General features: G+C 56.2%; 13 protein-coding genes and 5 tRNA genes. 1 reads left to right on the top strand and 17 read right to left on the bottom strand.

Annotation, left to right across the window (positions count from 1 at the left end):
* Positions 1-30: 30 nt before the first annotated feature.
* The 15 genes from C1N60_RS04635 to mltB all read right to left on the bottom strand — a co-directional run bounded on the left by C1N60_RS04635 (position 31) and on the right by mltB (position 10,566).
* Complete coding sequence (locus tag C1N60_RS04635; RefSeq protein WP_021507330.1) at positions 31-459, bottom strand: YqaA family protein; 429 nt, start codon at positions 457-459, stop codon at positions 31-33.
* Entirely contained in the window at positions 456-1,022 is a 567-nt protein-coding gene (gene yqaB, locus C1N60_RS04630; RefSeq protein ID WP_058771641.1) for a fructose-1-phosphate/6-phosphogluconate phosphatase, read from the bottom strand. Before yqaB ends, C1N60_RS04635 begins: the two co-directional genes overlap by 4 nt.
* 404 nt (positions 1,023-1,426) lie before the next feature.
* Positions 1,427-1,503 (bottom strand) — tRNA-Arg (locus C1N60_RS04625).
* Positions 1,504-1,559: 56 nt separating this feature from the next.
* Positions 1,560-1,636 (bottom strand) — tRNA-Arg (locus C1N60_RS04620).
* 58 nt (positions 1,637-1,694) lie between these two features.
* Positions 1,695-1,771 (bottom strand) — tRNA-Arg (locus C1N60_RS04615).
* 233 nt (positions 1,772-2,004) lie between these two features.
* Positions 2,005-2,081 (bottom strand) — tRNA-Arg (locus C1N60_RS04610).
* A 9-nt stretch (positions 2,082-2,090) separates the two neighbouring features.
* A tRNA-Ser gene (locus C1N60_RS04605) sits at positions 2,091-2,183 on the bottom strand.
* Positions 2,184-2,490: 307 nt separating this feature from the next.
* Positions 2,491-2,676: a carbon storage regulator CsrA gene (gene csrA / locus C1N60_RS04600; RefSeq protein ID WP_058759760.1), complete on the bottom strand. Its 186-nt coding sequence runs from the start codon at positions 2,674-2,676 to the stop codon at positions 2,491-2,493.
* Positions 2,677-2,925: 249 nt separating this feature from the next.
* Positions 2,926-5,553: an alanine--tRNA ligase gene (gene alaS / locus C1N60_RS04595; RefSeq protein ID WP_215481437.1), complete on the bottom strand. Its 2,628-nt coding sequence runs from the start codon at positions 5,551-5,553 to the stop codon at positions 2,926-2,928.
* A gap of 135 nt (positions 5,554-5,688) precedes the next feature.
* Positions 5,689-6,204: a regulatory protein RecX gene (locus C1N60_RS04590; protein ID WP_394521451.1), complete on the bottom strand. Its 516-nt coding sequence runs from the start codon at positions 6,202-6,204 to the stop codon at positions 5,689-5,691.
* Between the two features lie 107 nt (positions 6,205-6,311).
* Positions 6,312-7,382: a recombinase RecA gene (gene recA, locus C1N60_RS04585; protein WP_021507334.1), complete on the bottom strand. Its 1,071-nt coding sequence runs from the start codon at positions 7,380-7,382 to the stop codon at positions 6,312-6,314.
* 93 nt (positions 7,383-7,475) lie between these two features.
* Positions 7,476-7,970: a nicotinamide-nucleotide amidase gene (gene pncC / locus C1N60_RS04580; RefSeq protein ID WP_132467015.1), complete on the bottom strand. Its 495-nt coding sequence runs from the start codon at positions 7,968-7,970 to the stop codon at positions 7,476-7,478.
* A gap of 102 nt (positions 7,971-8,072) precedes the next feature.
* Complete coding sequence (tam, locus tag C1N60_RS04575; RefSeq protein WP_058776002.1) at positions 8,073-8,849, bottom strand: trans-aconitate 2-methyltransferase; 777 nt, start codon at positions 8,847-8,849, stop codon at positions 8,073-8,075.
* Positions 8,850-9,061: 212 nt separating this feature from the next.
* The gene (locus C1N60_RS04570; RefSeq protein WP_088516493.1) at positions 9,062-9,397 is read right to left on the bottom strand and encodes a zinc ribbon domain-containing protein YjdM; all 336 of its coding nucleotides are present in this window, start codon (positions 9,395-9,397) and stop codon (positions 9,062-9,064) included.
* Between the two features lie 86 nt (positions 9,398-9,483).
* The gene (gene mltB / locus C1N60_RS04565; protein WP_031279678.1) at positions 9,484-10,566 is read right to left on the bottom strand and encodes a lytic murein transglycosylase B; all 1,083 of its coding nucleotides are present in this window, start codon (positions 10,564-10,566) and stop codon (positions 9,484-9,486) included.
* 472 nt (positions 10,567-11,038) lie between these two features.
* Between mltB and mutS the strand changes: the two genes are divergently transcribed.
* The gene (mutS, locus tag C1N60_RS04560) at positions 11,039-13,582 is read left to right on the top strand and encodes a DNA mismatch repair protein MutS (protein WP_058776001.1); all 2,544 of its coding nucleotides are present in this window, start codon (positions 11,039-11,041) and stop codon (positions 13,580-13,582) included.
* A 95-nt stretch (positions 13,583-13,677) separates the two neighbouring features.
* Here mutS and rpoS read toward each other — a convergent pair whose 3' ends face one another.
* Positions 13,678-14,670, bottom strand: coding sequence for an RNA polymerase sigma factor RpoS (rpoS, locus tag C1N60_RS04555; RefSeq protein WP_021507339.1), 993 nt, complete (start codon positions 14,668-14,670; stop codon positions 13,678-13,680).
* A gap of 51 nt (positions 14,671-14,721) precedes the next feature.
* On the bottom strand, positions 14,722-15,846 hold the full coding sequence (gene nlpD / locus C1N60_RS04550) for a murein hydrolase activator NlpD (RefSeq protein WP_058776000.1): 1,125 nt from the start codon (positions 15,844-15,846) through the stop codon (positions 14,722-14,724).
* Between the last annotated feature and the right edge of the window lie 77 nt (positions 15,847-15,923).

The following is a 15,923-nucleotide window of genomic DNA, read 5'->3' as shown; positions in this document are numbered from 1 at the left end:
ATGTTAACCGTAGCCTCGAATCTGTGCGAATCAATGCCACCATTGCATACCTTGTAAAGTGGCGGTCGCGATAACGATATAACGCAGCGTTTTACCCAGGGCGAGAAACAGCACGCAGGGCAGCCAGGAGAAGCGCAACCACCCTGCGAGCACGCAGAGTAAATCGCCCACCACTGGCAGCCAGCTAAACAGCAGCGCTGCGGGTCCCCATCGTTGTAGCCACGTCATTGCTGTGTCGTGCCATCGCCCCTGCCCTGTTGCTGGCATCAGGCGACCAAGAAGAATGTTGGTCAGGCCGCCCAGCGTGTTTCCCACTGATGCAGCCAGTAACAATCCATAGACCGACCCTTTCTGGGCGATCAATAACGCAATCAGCACCGCTTCCGAGCTGCCCGGAAGCAGCGTTGCACTCAGAAAGCTACTGCCGAATAACGATCCATACGTCAGAAATTCATTCACAGTAAACGGACATCAACCACATCCATGCCCGCCGCTTTAGCCGCCTGCACGCCAAAGTCAGCATCCTCGAATACCACGCAGCGCGCAGGCGCAACCCCCATCAGCTCCGCACAGCGTAAGAAGGTATCAGGCTGCGGCTTATGACGCTGGACATCGTCCGCGCCGACTACCGCATCAAACAGATGATAAACGTTGAGCGCTTCCAGCAGCGCTTTGGCTAAGCTGTGTTCGCTGCCGGTGCCAACCGCCATCGGACGGCGACCGTGATAGGCTTTGACCACCTGCATCAGCGGCAGCGGACGCACGTCTTCCAGCAGCATCGCTTTCAATGCCGCCGTTTTCTCTGCCGCCAGCTGATGCGGATCGTGCTGCGCCTGATTCTGTTCCAGAATGTAGCGGGCCAATTGCCAGGTGGGTGCCCCGTTGAATGCCACCATCTTTGCTTCGTCCATGGTGAAACCATAGCGGCTCAGCACCTGCTGCCAGGCTTTTCGATGTGTCGGCTCGGTATCAAGAATGGTGCCGTCCATATCGAAAATCAGGGCGTCATAGTGGTCGTACATTGTGACTCCATTAACACCACAAAATGAGCCATTACTTTAGCGTAATGCGCTCAGGTTGTCGCCAGGCAGGCTTAACCGCAAATGCTTTGAAAGCATTAGCAATTTTCGTTTTCAGAATAAGGTCAGAGCGCGCGACCGGCGATAAATGGCGGTAAATGCAGTGATTTTTTGATGGAGACGGCGCGTGAGAAAATCTTTCGGAATGCGGATGTTGAATCGGGTCAGGAATCAAGCGGAACAGCGCACAAGGGCAGTTTGCTTTTTATTTGATGGTGCATCCAGGAGGATGATTCGGCTGGCGCCTCACCCTGCGGGCCGTTGCTGAAGCAACGTTATCCTCCTTAGCACGTCCTGAACGATTATCGCATCATGACACACTGAGGCACTTTTCATCTCGGAGAAAATGGTGCATCCAGGAGGATTCGAACCTCCGACCGCTCGGTTCGTAGCCGAGTACTCTATCCAGCTGAGCTATGGATGCATTGAGATTTTCTTTCGATGAACAAACTGAACAAACTTGAGAATAACATAGAGAAATGGTGCATCCAGGAGGATTCGAACCTCCGACCGCTCGGTTCGTAGCCGAGTACTCTATCCAGCTGAGCTATGGATGCATTGAGAGATTTTCTTACGATGGACTAACTGAAATCAACCTGGGAATGATACAAAGAATGGTGCATCCAGGAGGATTCGAACCTCCGACCGCTCGGTTCGTAGCCGAGTACTCTATCCAGCTGAGCTATGGATGCATTAAATGATTCTTGTACAACGCAGGGTGCTAACAACTCACCATGAAAGGAACTACTCGTTCACTCTTACTACTCTGAAGTAAATACCATATCCGAAGATAGTGCATCCAGGAGGATTATTCGGCTTGCGCCTCACCCTGCGGGCCGTTGCTGAAGCAACGTTATCCTCCTTAGTACGTCCTGAACGATTATCGCATCATGACACACTGAGGCACTTTCCATCTTGCAGAAGATGGTGCATCCAGGAGGATTCGAACCTCCGACCGCTCGGTTCGTAGCCGAGTACTCTATCCAGCTGAGCTATGGATGCATCGGAAAATGGCGGTGAGGCGGGGATTCGAACCCCGGATGCAGCTTTTGACCGCATACTCCCTTAGCAGGGGAGCGCCTTCAGCCTCTCGGCCACCTCACCTTACGCGTTCTTGCGAACCGTGCTTTTGAACTTTGTTTCCGCTCATCGGCACTGCGTGGCGCACATATTACTTTCCCGGACTTATAAGTCAAACAATTTTTCCCGACTTTTTACCGATTCAGGTTTGATTGCGCAAATGACGTGCAATCCGCATGTTTTGCCGACAAAAAGAGTGATTTATCAACAGTAAAAGCGTGCGGCAGCCGACATAATTCGCGGAAAAATCAGGAGAGCGTGAACGGATAAAAACAACGACGGGAGGAAGAGAAGCGGTAGCGCCTCGCCACATAGCGAGGCACTGAATACGTTATTGAGGTGTAATCTGTGTTTTTTCAGCCTGGATGCGCTGATAGATCTCTTCACGGTGAACCGACACTTCTTTTGGCGCGTTTACGCCTATGCGGACCTGGTTACCCTTAACACCCAGCACCGTTACAGTTACCTCATCACCAATCATGAGGGTTTCACCAACTCGACGAGTTAGAATAAGCATTCTTTGCTCCTTGAAAGATTAAAAGAGTCGGGCCTGTTCGGTCTCCCGGCCATATCCATCATATAACGCTGAACAATGCCTATGACAAATACACCATTGTGTTCTGCCATGCCAATACATTCTGCTGATAGTTAGTTTAGCCGAAATACACTACATCAACCGGACTTTGTCATTACCTGGTGCACACCGCGTTAAAAAGCGCCGAAACAGATGTTCCTGGCGCTCTTCACGATGCTTAATTTTATTTCGTTACAGCCGGTTACTCACCCACTCCGGCACGCCAGCCAGCGCGCCAGAAAGTGCCTGGGCGTCGGTTCCGCCAGCCTGCGCCAGGTCCGGACGCCCGCCGCCTTTACCGCCGACCTGCGCAGCCAGTTCGCCAATCAGCTCACCGGCCTTCACCCTATCGGTCAGATCTTTGGTGACGCCAGCAATCAGCGACACCTTACCTTCTGCAACGGTTGCCAGTACGATGACAGCAGAACCAAGCTGATTTTTCAGATCGTCCACCATCGTGCGCAGCATTTTTGGCTCGACATTGCTGAGTTCGCTTACCAGCAGTTTCGCGCCCTTCACCTCAACCGCTTTGCTACTCAGTGAAGCGCTTTCCTGCGCCGCTTGCTGATCGCGTAGCTGTTGCAGCTCTTTCTCCAGCGCACGCACGTTTTCTACCAGTCCGCGCACTTTCTCGTTCAGATTACTGTGGTTGGCTTTCACCACCTGAGCAATGTCGGTTAGCTGATCGCTCTGCGCGTGCAGTTGTGCAATCGCGGCTTCACCGGTCACCGCTTCGATACGGCGAATACCCGCCGCCGTGCCGGCTTCGCCCTGAATGCGGAACAGGCCGATGTCACCGGTGCGTGCCGCATGCGTACCGCCGCACAGCTCAATGGAGTACTCGCCCATGCTGACCACGCGCACACGCTGATCGTACTTCTCACCGAACAGCGCGGTGGCGCCCAGCGCTTTCGCCTCTTCCAGGTCCATCACGTTAGTAGTGATAGGCAGGTTGCGGCGAATCTGGGCGTTAACGATATCCTCAACCGCACGAATCTGCTGCGGCTTCATGGCTTCGCCGTGTGAGAAGTCAAAACGCAGGTACTTGTCGTTGTTAAGCGAGCCTTTCTGGCCAACGTGATCGCCCAGCACTTCGCGCAACGCTTCGTGCATCAGATGCGTCGCGGAGTGGTTGAGGATGATGCGCGAACGACGCACTTCATCGACCTGCGCCTGCAGGCGATCGCCCACCCGCAGCTGACCCTGGCGTAGCTTACCGATATGACCAAAGGCTTTGCCATATTTTTGCGTATCCTGCACGCTAAATTCAGCATTTTGCCCGGTCAGAACGCCGGTATCACCCACCTGGCCGCCAGACTCACCGTAGAACGGGGTCTGATCCAGAATCACCACCGCATCCTGCCCGGCTGTGACCTGCTCAACCTGCTGGCCGTCCACAAACAGCGCCTGCACCGTCGCCTCGAGCGACAGGTGGTCGTAACCTTTGAATTGAGTCGGCGTATCAAAGCGGATAACCGTGTTGTAATCGGTACCGAAGCCGCTGGCTTCACGCGCACGCTGACGCTGCTGCTCCATCGCCGCTTCAAAGCCCGCTTCGTCAATCTTCAGATTGCGCTCACGGCATACGTCAGCAGTAAGGTCCGCCGGGAAGCCGAAGGTGTCATACAGACGGAACACCGTTTCGCCGTCGAGGGTGTCGCCTTTCAGCTTCGCCAGCTCGTCGTCCAGCAGTGCCAGGCCACGCTCCAGCGTTTTAGCAAACTGCTCTTCTTCATTTTTCAGGGCGTTCTCAACGTGCTTCTGCTGACGTTTGAGGTCCTCACCTGCTGCGCCCATCACCTCGATCAGCGGAGCCACCAGTTTGTAGAAGAACGCTTCTTTCGCGCCCAGCATGTTGCCATGACGCACCGCGCGACGAATGATGCGGCGCAGCACATAGCCACGGTTTTCATTCGACGGGATGACACCATCGGCAATCAGGAAGGCACATGAACGGATGTGGTCGGCGATCACGCGCAGTGATTTGTTGTTCAGATCGGTGGCGCCGGTTACCTGCGCCACCGCGTTAATCAGCTTCGCGAACAGATCGATTTCATAGTTGGAGTTCACATGCTGCAGTACCGCGGCGATACGCTCAAGGCCCATACCGGTATCCACCGACGGTTTCGGCAGTGGCTGCATGGTGCCGTCGGCCTGACGGTTGAACTGCATGAACACGATGTTCCAGATTTCGATATAGCGATCGCCATCCTCTTCCGGACTGCCCGGAGGGCCGCCCCAGATGTGGTCGCCGTGATCGTAGAAGATTTCGGTGCACGGACCGCAAGGGCCGGTGTCACCCATCTGCCAGAAGTTGTCAGAGGCGTAAGCACCGCCTTTATTATCGCCAATGCGGATAATACGTTCGCGCGGTACGCCGATGTCATTGGCCCAGATTTCAAAGGCTTCGTCATCGGTTTCGTATACAGTTACCCACAGACGCTCTTTCGGCAGCTTAAACCACTGCTCGCCCGTCAGCAGTTCCCAGGCGTAGGCAATGGCTTCTTTCTTGAAGTAGTCGCCAAAGCTGAAGTTGCCCAGCATTTCAAAGAAGGTGTGGTGACGCGCGGTGTAGCCGACGTTTTCCAGGTCATTGTGCTTACCGCCGGCACGCACGCAGCGCTGCGACGTGGTGGCACGCGAATAATCGCGCTTATCCTGACCAAGGAAAACGTCTTTAAATTGCACCATGCCGGCGTTAGTAAACAGCAACGTCGGATCGTTGTTTGGTACGAGGGAGCTGCTGGCTACAACCTGATGTCCCTTGCTATGAAAAAAGTCGAGAAACGCTTGACGGATCTCAGCAGTGCTCTTGCTCATAAAATTCCTGGAATCACGCTAACGAACGTTCCCTTTCGCTGGCAAACCGCATGCGCCCGGCCCGCCACTGACTGAGGAACAAAAAGTGGGAATAAGATAAATTTTCTTCAATGGGAAGTAAAATCCCATCGCCTTTCAGTCGTCAATATTTCTGAAAATCGCCTGAATGTCTTCCATCATAAAGCCTTTCGACATCAGAAAGCGCTGGACTTTGCTTTTTTCCGCCCAGCTTTGCGGCAGCGGTTCGCCGAATTTACGTTTAGCGACCTCGCCCGCGCACTGGCTCCAGTCAACCTCGCTATCGAACAGCGCCTGGTTTATCTCATCGCGGTCGATGCCTTTTTGCTGCAGCTCCATGCGCACCCGCTGTGGACCATAGCCTTTGCGCGCGCGACTCTGAATAAAGCGTTCGGTAAAACGCTGGTCGTTGAGCCAGCCATTCTCCTGACACCAGTCGAGCACTTTCTCCAGCAGCGCTTCCGGTATCGGCTGGCTCTCCTGTTGCTGTAGCCAGGCCGCACGCTGATTGTTCAGCTGCAGTTTGCGTTTCAGCTCGTCGCGGCTATGGTCGCGCTGCGACAAAATACGCATGGCACGATCGAGTACCCGGGAAAAGGTAGGCTCCGGAGCCTGTGATGAGGTCGATGACATAGGATTACCTTGTTGTGACTGTTGCGCAGGGTAAAGCAAGAAGGCAGAGAGGAAAAGCACGGGCGGGAAAAAGCAAAACGGGAGCATTGCTGCTCCCGTGGGTATGGTTAGAAATCTTCGTTGGTTTCGCTGGCTTCTTCGTATTTATCAGCCGCGCTATCCGCTGTCGCCGCTTCTGCCGTTGCACCGGTCAGCAGCATGTCACGCAGCTTAACGTCGAGCTCGTTGGCAATCGCCGGGTTCTCTTTGAGGAAGTTGGTGGCGTTCGCTTTACCCTGGCCGATTTTATCGCCGTTGTAGCTGTACCACGCACCGGCTTTTTCCACCAGTTTGTGCTTCACGCCGAGGTCAACCAGCTCGCCGAAGGTGTTGATGCCTTCACCGTACATGATCTGGAACTCAGCCTGCTTAAACGGTGCTGCCACTTTGTTCTTCACCACTTTAACGCGGGTTTCGCTCCCCACCACTTCGTCGCCCTCTTTAATGGCGCCGATACGGCGGATATCCAGACGCACGGAGGCGTAGAACTTCAGGGCGTTACCACCGGTGGTGGTTTCCGGGTTACCGAACATCACACCAATCTTCATACGAATCTGATTGATGAAGATCAGCAGCGTGTTGGACTGCTTGAGGTTACCCGCCAGCTTACGCATCGCCTGGCTCATCATACGCGCAGCCAGACCCATGTGCGAATCACCGATTTCACCTTCGATTTCCGCTTTCGGCGTCAGCGCCGCCACGGAGTCAACGATGATCACGTCTACCGCACCAGAACGGGCCAGCGCATCACAGATCTCCAGCGCCTGCTCACCGGTATCCGGCTGCGAACACAGCAGGTTATCAATGTCGACGCCCAGTTTCTTGGCGTATACCGGATCCAGCGCGTGCTCGGCATCGATAAAGGCACAGGTTTTGCCTTTACGCTGCGCAGCAGCAATGACCTGCAGGGTCAGCGTGGTTTTACCGGAGGACTCAGGTCCGTAGATCTCAACGATACGGCCCATTGGCAGGCCACCCGCGCCCAGCGCGATGTCCAGCGACAGGGAGCCGGTAGAGATGGTTTCAACATCCATCGAGCGGTCTTCACCCAGGCGCATGATGGAGCCTTTACCAAATTGTTTCTCAATCTGGCCCAGCGCGGCAGCTAAAGCCTTCTGTTTGTTCTCGTCAATCGCCATTTCCACTCCTAATCATGCCGGGTGAGCGGGCACCGTGTATGCCTGCTCGTTCTGTTGCCGCTAATTATACTGTATAGTCATACAGTATCAAGTTTAATTTGTCAGAAATTCATCCAGCAGCGTCTGCAGCGCCCAGCTAACCGACTGACGCCGGACAGCATCACGATCGCCGGCAAACTGCTGGCGCTGCGCCAGCACGCGGCCCTCCGGACCTGCCAGCGCAAACCAGACGGTACCGACCGGCTTTTCTGCCGTGCCGCCATCCGGCCCGGCGATACCGCTCACCGCAATACCGTAGCCGGCGCCGGCCGCGGCACAGGCGCCGGTCACCATTTCGCGTACCGTTTGCTCACTGACGGCACCGTGCTGCGCCAGCGTCGCCGCCTGCACGCCAACCATCTGCTGCTTGGCCTCATTGCTATAGGTAACAAAGCCGCGCTCAAACCACGCAGAACTGCCGCTGATGTCGGTAAATACCTTGGCAATCCAGCCGCCGGTACAGGACTCCGCCGCCGTCACCGTCGCCTGACGATGCCTGAGCTGTTCGCCAATACGTCGGCTGAGCTGCTGAAGTTGTTCGTCGTTCATCGCCTTCTCCTGTTGTGGCGCTTCACGTTAGCAGTAAATGGTGCGGCAACAAGCCCTTTTCAACCGCCACCGTCGCATTTTGCGCGCTGCGTTCCGGTGAGGTCAGTGCGTTTTCACCGCCACCATAAATAAACGCGGAAAGGCCAGCAAAACCTGTCCATTACTGCGCGTCGGGTAAGCGGGCAGCAGCGCCTGATGATAGTCGCGTAAAAAGTCAGCCTGCTGCGCCTCATCCAGCGCGGCAAGGAACGGACGCAGCCCGGTGGCACGCAACCAGCTGATAATCGCCTGCGCATCCGCCATCGGATGATAGTAAGTGGTGCGCCAGATATCGACCTGACAGCCTGCATCGCCTAATAAATCATAGTAGCGATCGCTGCTCAGCAGGCGTTTGCGTTCTGCCGCCTGAGGCGAAATATGCGCCTGCCAGCGTGAGCTGGCCGCCACCTCACGCATCAGACGATGCGACGGCTCCTGCAGGTTATCCGGCATTTGCACCGCCAGTGCTCCGCCCGGTGCCAGCTGGTTTACCAGATGCGGCAACAAGGTTTCGTGGTCGGTCAGCCATTGCAGCGACGCGTTGGCATAAATGACCTGTTGCGGCTGCTCAGGCTGCCAGCTGCGGATATCGGCCTGACGAAAATCACAGTCCGGCAGGCGTTGCCGCGCCTGTTCCAGCATCGCCTCAGAGCTGTCGATGCCAGTGATGTGCGCCTGCGGCCAGGCCTGTGCCAGCAGTTCCGTGCTGTTGCCCGGGCCACATCCCAGGTCGGTAGCAAAGTGCACCTCGTGGACGGGAATACGCGCCAGCAGCTCCTGTGCCGGGCGCGTACGCTCAGATTCAAACTGACGATACAGCTGGGGATTCCAGTCTTGCATAGCAACGCTCCTGTCTGTGTGGAAGAGTCACACACTACCTGTTTTGCTGCGCGAGGCGCGAAGAGAAAAGTGCGGTTGCAGAAAAAGTGTGGATGGCGCAGCGGAGTCAGGTGCTGCAGGCTCAGGCGTGGTGATAGCGCGCAGGATGCGGATGTCATTACTTCCGCATCCTGCGGGGAAAAGCAACAGGACGGCGCATGGCCGTCCTGCAATTAGTTTTTTTTCACAAACTCAGATTTGAGTTTCATCGGACCGAAGCCGTCGATTTTGCAATCGATATTGTGGTCACCTTCAACCAGACGGATGCTTTTCACTTTAGTGCCGATTTTCAGGGTGGAAGAGCTGCCTTTCACCTTGAGATCTTTCACTACGGTTACGCTATCGCCATCTGCCAGCAGGTTACCGTTGGCATCGCGCACTACCAGCCCTTCGCTGCTGTCATCCGCGCTGGCGGACCAGATATGGCCGCAGGAGGGGCAGTTCAGGTTATCACCCTCCTGCCAGGTGTAATCTGCCTGGCAGGCCGGGCAGGCAGGTAAAGTCGTCATACATATTCCTCAGTGGTCGGTATGCGATGAAGAAGGCACCGCAAAACGGGCGCCATCTTATACCCTCATACTTTATAAGGACAGAATTAAAGCATGTTGCCCTGACGCGCCTGGGCGACCGCCTGCCCCAGCTGCCATACCGCCATGGCATAGTGCGTGCTGTGGTTGTAGCGCGTAATCACGTAGAAATTAGGCAGACCGTACCAGTATTGATAGCTGGTGCCGAGATCCAGCCGCAGCAGGCTGACCTGGCTGTTGCCATCCAGCGAACCCTGCGGTGCCAGACCGCTGGCAGCCAGCGTATTCACTGAATAAGAGGTTTTGAAACCGTTCTCCAGCGCCGGTGCCTGACCGCTGGCGGGCACGGCGACGTTTTCACCGGAACGCCAGCCGTGCGCTTTAAAGTAGTTGGCAACGCTGCCGATGGCATCCACCGGATCCCACAGATTGATATGGCCGTCGCCGTTAAAATCGACCGCATACTGCTTATAGGAGGACGGCATAAACTGGCCGTAGCCCATGGCACCGGCGAAAGAGCCGCGCAGATCCAGCGGATCGTCCTGCTCGGTGCGCGCCATCAGCAGGAAGGTTTCCAGCTCGCTGCTGAAGTAAGCGGCACGGCGCGGATAGCTAAACGAGAGCGTCGCCAGCGCATCCAGCAGACGGGTTTTGCCCATCACCCGACCCCAGCGTGTTTCCACCCCGATAATCCCGACGATGATCTCCGGCGGTACGCCATACACCTGCTGGGCGCGCTGCAGCGCATCCTGATATTGATTCCAGAAGGCGACGCCGTTCTGCACGTTATCCGGGGTGATGAATTTATTGCGATAGCGAATCCACGCGCCGTTCGGCCCGCTCGGCGGCGTATAGCTCGGCGCCTGCTGATCCATCAGGCGCAGCACGTAATCCAGTCGCTTCGCCTGGCCAATGACCGCATGCAGCTGGTCGCGGTTGAAACCGTGCTTCGCCACCATCTGATCGATAAATTGTTCTGCCGCCGGATTACCGGCAAAGTCGCCAAACATCGGCTGAATGGCGTGAGAAGGTTCCAGTAAAAACCCCCCTTTCGGTGCAGGCACAACGGCGGATTGCTGCTGGGGGGCAGGCTTACTGCTGCAGGCAGCAAGCAAACAAATAAGCGGAAGAAGAGCAACCTTAAAACGCATCGGATATCCATAAGCCAGATGAAACACGAATGCTCATGGTAATCGTTCAACGAAGCGACTTACAGAGCAATGTCGTAAATTTACGCCCGTTGTGATTCTGCAGTTATGACCAGCCATATCTCTGCTCAGGTAATGAAAACGCCGCAGAGGTAAGGGGTGCACTGACCGAACTGACACTCACCTGTAGCGCGGCAGCGGCAGCGCCCGGCCGCGCTAAGCGCCGAATTTGCGCGCTGGCTCCACAGTTTTCCCCACCGCGTAAAATTTGCTTTTTACCGCCTGTCGCAATTTGATATGGTCGCCAGCCAGAAACATCGGCTGGCGGATGAAGCGGGCTGCGCAAAAATGCTAACATTTGCCCTTTCGTTATCCGCCAGTGTGATAATCATCCATCCCCGGCTGCCCCCTGTCCAGCCAGCGGAAATCAAAAGAGTGAATCCTGAGTGAGAATGAGATGAAAGGAGCAGAGCAAATGGACTTCAGTGGCCACACCCCCATGATGCAGCAATACCTGCGCCTGAAGGCCGATCATCCTGACATCCTGCTGTTTTATCGCATGGGCGATTTCTATGAGCTGTTCTACGACGATGCCAGACGCGCATCGCAGCTGCTGGAGATCTCGCTGACCAAACGCGGCGCGTCCGCCGGTGAACCGATCCCGATGGCCGGCGTGCCCTATCATGCCGTTGAGGGCTATCTGGCGAAGCTGGTGCAGCTGGGCGAATCGGTGGCGATCTGTGAACAGATTGGCGATCCGGCACTCAGCAAAGGGCCGGTTGAGCGTAAAGTGGTGCGCATTGTAACGCCCGGCACCATCAGTGATGAAGCGTTACTGCAGGAGCGCCAGGATAACCTGCTGGCAGCCATCTTCCAGAGCCAGCGCGGTTTTGGCTATGCCACGCTGGATATCAGCTCCGGGCGTTTCCGCCTTAGCGAGCCGGGCGATGTCGAGACCATGGCGGCCGAACTGCAGCGCACCAATCCGGCAGAGCTACTTTATCCGGAAGATTTGCAGGCCATGACGCTGATCGATCAGCGCCGCGGGCTGCGGCGGCGTCCGCTGTGGGAATTCGAAATCGACACCGCACGTCAGCAGTTGAACCTGCAGTTTGGCACGCGCGATCTTAGCGGCTTTGGCGTCGAGCAGGCGCATCTGGCGCTGCGCGCGGCGGGCTGTCTGCTGCAGTATGTCAAAGATACGCAGCGCACCTCGCTGCCGCATATTCGCTCGCTGAGTATGGAGCGCCAGCAGGACAGCGTCATTATGGATGCGGCTACCCGGCGCAATCTGGAAATCACCCAGAATCTGGCGGGCGGCAGCGAAAATACGCTCGCGGCGGTACTGGATAAAACCGTCACGCCGATGGGTAGCCGCATGCTGAAGCGCTGGCTGCATATGCCGCTGCGCGACGTGGCCACCATCACGCGCCGCCAGGAATCAATTGCCGAACTGCAGTCGCTGAGCGAAGAACTGCAACCGGTGCTGCGCCAGGTGGGCGATCTGGAGCGTATTCTGGCACGTCTGGCGCTGCGCACCGCGCGTCCGCGCGATCTGGCACGCATGCGTCATGCCTTCCAGCAATTACCAGAACTCAATACCCAGTTAGCGGGCGTGGCCGCGCCCCATCTCAACGCGCTGCGCGATCGGATGGGGGATTTCAGCGAACTGCGCGAACTGCTGGAAAGCGCCATTATTGAATCGCCGCCAGTGCTGGTGCGCGACGGTGGTGTTATCGCGCCCGGCTATAACGCCGAGCTGGACGAGTGGCGCGCGCTGGCCGATGGCGCCAGCGACTATCTTGACCGCCTGGAGATTCGCGAGCGCGAAAAACTGGGGCTGGATACGCTGAAGGTTGGCTTCAACGCTGTGCACGGCTATTACATTCAGGTCAGCCGCGGACAGAGCCATCTGGTGCCTATCCATTACGTTCGCCGCCAGACGCTGAAAAATGCTGAGCGCTATATCATTCCCGAACTGAAAGAGTACGAAGACAAGGTTCTCACGTCGAAAGGCAAAGCGCTGGCGCTGGAAAAGAGCCTGTATGACGAGCTGTTTGATCGCCTGCTGCCACACCTCGAAGCGCTGCAGCAGAGCGCCGCGGCGCTGGCAGAACTGGACGTACTGGCCAACCTGGCCGAGCGCGCCTGGACACTCAACTATTGCCGCCCGGTGCTGCAGGAGAAAGCCGGGATTCGCATCACCGCCGGTCGCCATCCGGTGGTGGAACAGGTGCTGAAAGAGCCGTTCATTGCCAACCCGCTGTCGCTTTCGATGCAGCGTCGCATGCTGATCATTACCGGCCCCAACATGGGCGGTAAGAGTACTTACATGCGGCAGACGGCCCTGATTGCACTGATGGCCTGGATCGGCAGCTATGTGCCGGCGGAAGAGACGGTGATCGGCCCCATTGATCGCATTTTTACCCGTGTCGGTGCCGCCGACGATCTCGCCTCCGGTCGCTCTACCTTTATGGTCGAGATGACCGAGACCGCCAACATTCTGCATAACGCCACCGAAAACAGCCTGGTGCTGATGGACGAAATCGGCCGCGGGACGTCCACTTATGATGGCCTTTCGCTCGCCTGGGCCTGTGCCGAAAGCCTGGCGAATCGCATCAAAGCCATGACGCTGTTTGCCACCCACTACTTCGAGCTCACGACCCTGCCGGAGAAAATGGAAGGCGTGGTGAATGTGCATCTTGATGCGGTGGAACACGGTGACACCATTGCCTTTATGCACAGCGTGCAGGATGGCGCCGCGAGCAAGAGCTACGGCCTGGCCGTGGCGGCGCTGGCCGGTGTGCCGAAAGAGGTGATTAAGCGTGCGCGCCACAAGTTAAAAGAGCTGGAAGCGCTGTCGGGCAGTTCTGCCGGCTCAACGGTAGAAGGCTCACAGCTGCCGCTGCTGGTGGCAGAAACCTCGCCGGCAGTGGAGGCGCTGGAAGCGCTCGATCCGGACAGCCTGACGCCCAAACAGGCGCTGGAGTGGATTTACCGTCTGAAAACCCTGATGTAACCTGCCACCGGCGCGTGCGCGGCGCGCGCTGGCCTGAATGACAGGCATAAAAAAACGGTGACCTTATGGTCACCGTTTTTATTGCCAGCTACGGCTTATTCGCGGAACAGTGCTTCGATATTCAGACCCTGCGTCTGCAGAATTTCGCGCAGACGACGCAGACCTTCAACCTGAATCTGACGGACACGCTCACGGGTTAAACCGATTTCGCGGCCCACATCTTCCAGCGTTGCCGCTTCATAGCCTAACAGGCCGAAACGACGTGCCAGCACTTCACGCTGCTTGGCATTGAGTTCAAACAACCACTTAACGATGCTCTGTTTCATATCATCGTCCTGCGTGGTGTCTTCCGGACCGTTGTCTTTCTCATCGGCCAGGATATCCAGCAGCGCTTTCTCGGAATCACCGCCTAACGGCGTATCAACCGACGTAATGCGCTCGTTGAGACGCAACATACGGCTTACGTCGTCAACTGGCTTGTCCAGCTGCTCGGCGATCTCTTCCGCACTCGGCTCATGGTCCAGCTTATGCGACAGTTCACGCGCGGTACGCAGGTAAACGTTCAGCTCTTTAACAATGTGAATCGGCAGACGAATAGTACGGGTTTGGTTCATGATAGCCCGTTCAATGGTCTGACGAATCCACCAGGTGGCATAGGTTGAGAAGCGGAACCCGCGTTCCGGGTCAAACTTCTCTACGGCGCGAATCAGGCCGAGATTCCCCTCTTCAATCAGGTCCAGCAGCGCCAGACCACGATTGCTATAACGACGGGCAATCTTTACCACCAGGCGTAAGTTACTTTCGATCATGCGACGACGAGAAGGAATGTCACCGCGTAATGCGCGACGGGCGAAGAACACCTCTTCTTCCGCCGTTAACAGTGGTGAATAACCAATCTCGCCGAGGTAAAGCTGCGTCGCATCCAGAACGCGTTGCGTCGCACCCTGTGACAGCAACTCTTCTTCAGCTACTTCATTATCACCAGGTTCGTTCTCAACGAGAGCCTTCTCATCAAAAACCTCAGCTCCGTTCTCCTCGAATTCCGCATCATCGTGTAACTCATTAACTTTCAGCGTATTCTGGCTCATAAGCGGCTCCTACCCGTGATCCAAGGGCAGAACACCTAAGGTTCTGCCGGATTATCGCTGCGGTAAATAACGCAACGGGTTTACGGATTTCCCCTTGTAACGAATTTCAAAGTGCAATCTTACTGAACTGGTTCCGGTGCTACCCATGGTAGCGATTTTTTGCCCCGCCTTAACTTCCTGTTGTTCCCGGACCAGCATGGTATCGTTGTGGGCGTAGGCACTCAGGTAATCATCGTTGTGTTTGATGATGATTAAATTACCGTACCCGCGGAGCGCGTTGCCTGCGTATACCACTCTTCCTGATGCAGTGGCGACGACAGGTTGTCCACGCGACCCGGCGATATCGATCCCTTTGTTTCCGCCTTCCGCAGCGGAGAAGTTATCGATGATCTTCCCATCAGTCGGCCAACGCCAGCTTCCCACTGGTGTTGTGCTATTAGTTGTGCTGCTAACTGTGGGCGGTGCGGTAACCGGAGCTGTGGTCGTTGCCACATTATTTGCCCCTTTCGACGGCAGCATTTTCCCGCCTGTCGAACCCGAATCATCAGAATACGTAATAACAGGTTGCTGTGCAACAGGGGTGGATTTAATTTGCGTCTGATTCGATGCCACCGGAACGCCGCCCTGCGTGGCATCCGCTGCGGTTATCGCGTTACCACCGGTGATGGTCTGACCGTTACCGTTACCCACCTGTAACGTCTGCCCGGCGCTCAGGCTATAGGGCGCCGCGATATTATTGCGCTGTGCCAGATCGCGGAAATCATTGCCGGTAATCCAGGCAATATAGAACAGCGTATCGCCTCGCTTAACGGTGTAGGTTTCACCGCCGTAGCTGCCTTTAGGAATATTCCCATAATTGCGATTGTACACAATACGACCATTTTCGGTGGTCACATTATTATTGCCACTAACCATTCCACCTGCAGGCGCGGCTGATGGTGTACCACCGCTTAACATTCCACCACGCGGCATCGCCGGCACGGTGCTGTTCTGCGCGGCGATCATGCCGCCGCCTGTGGTGGGAGCTGCAGCCATACCGCTATCACCGCTGTTGCTGCCAATCTGGCTGATGGGGGCTTGTGTGTTGTCGCCAGAGCTACAGCCTGCCAGCCAAAAACCGACCAGTGAAAGTGCCGCCAGACGGCGTAATTGAAATACTGTGCTTCCCGTGCTCATTGATCCCCCGTGATGGCAATCCTGGATAAAACTGTGTGTCGACGTTGACCGCATGATTCACTAGCTGTGCCGTCAAA

This window comes from Pantoea sp. SGAir0184 (assembly GCF_043544755.1).
This window is presented reverse-complemented; position numbering and strand designations above follow the sequence as displayed.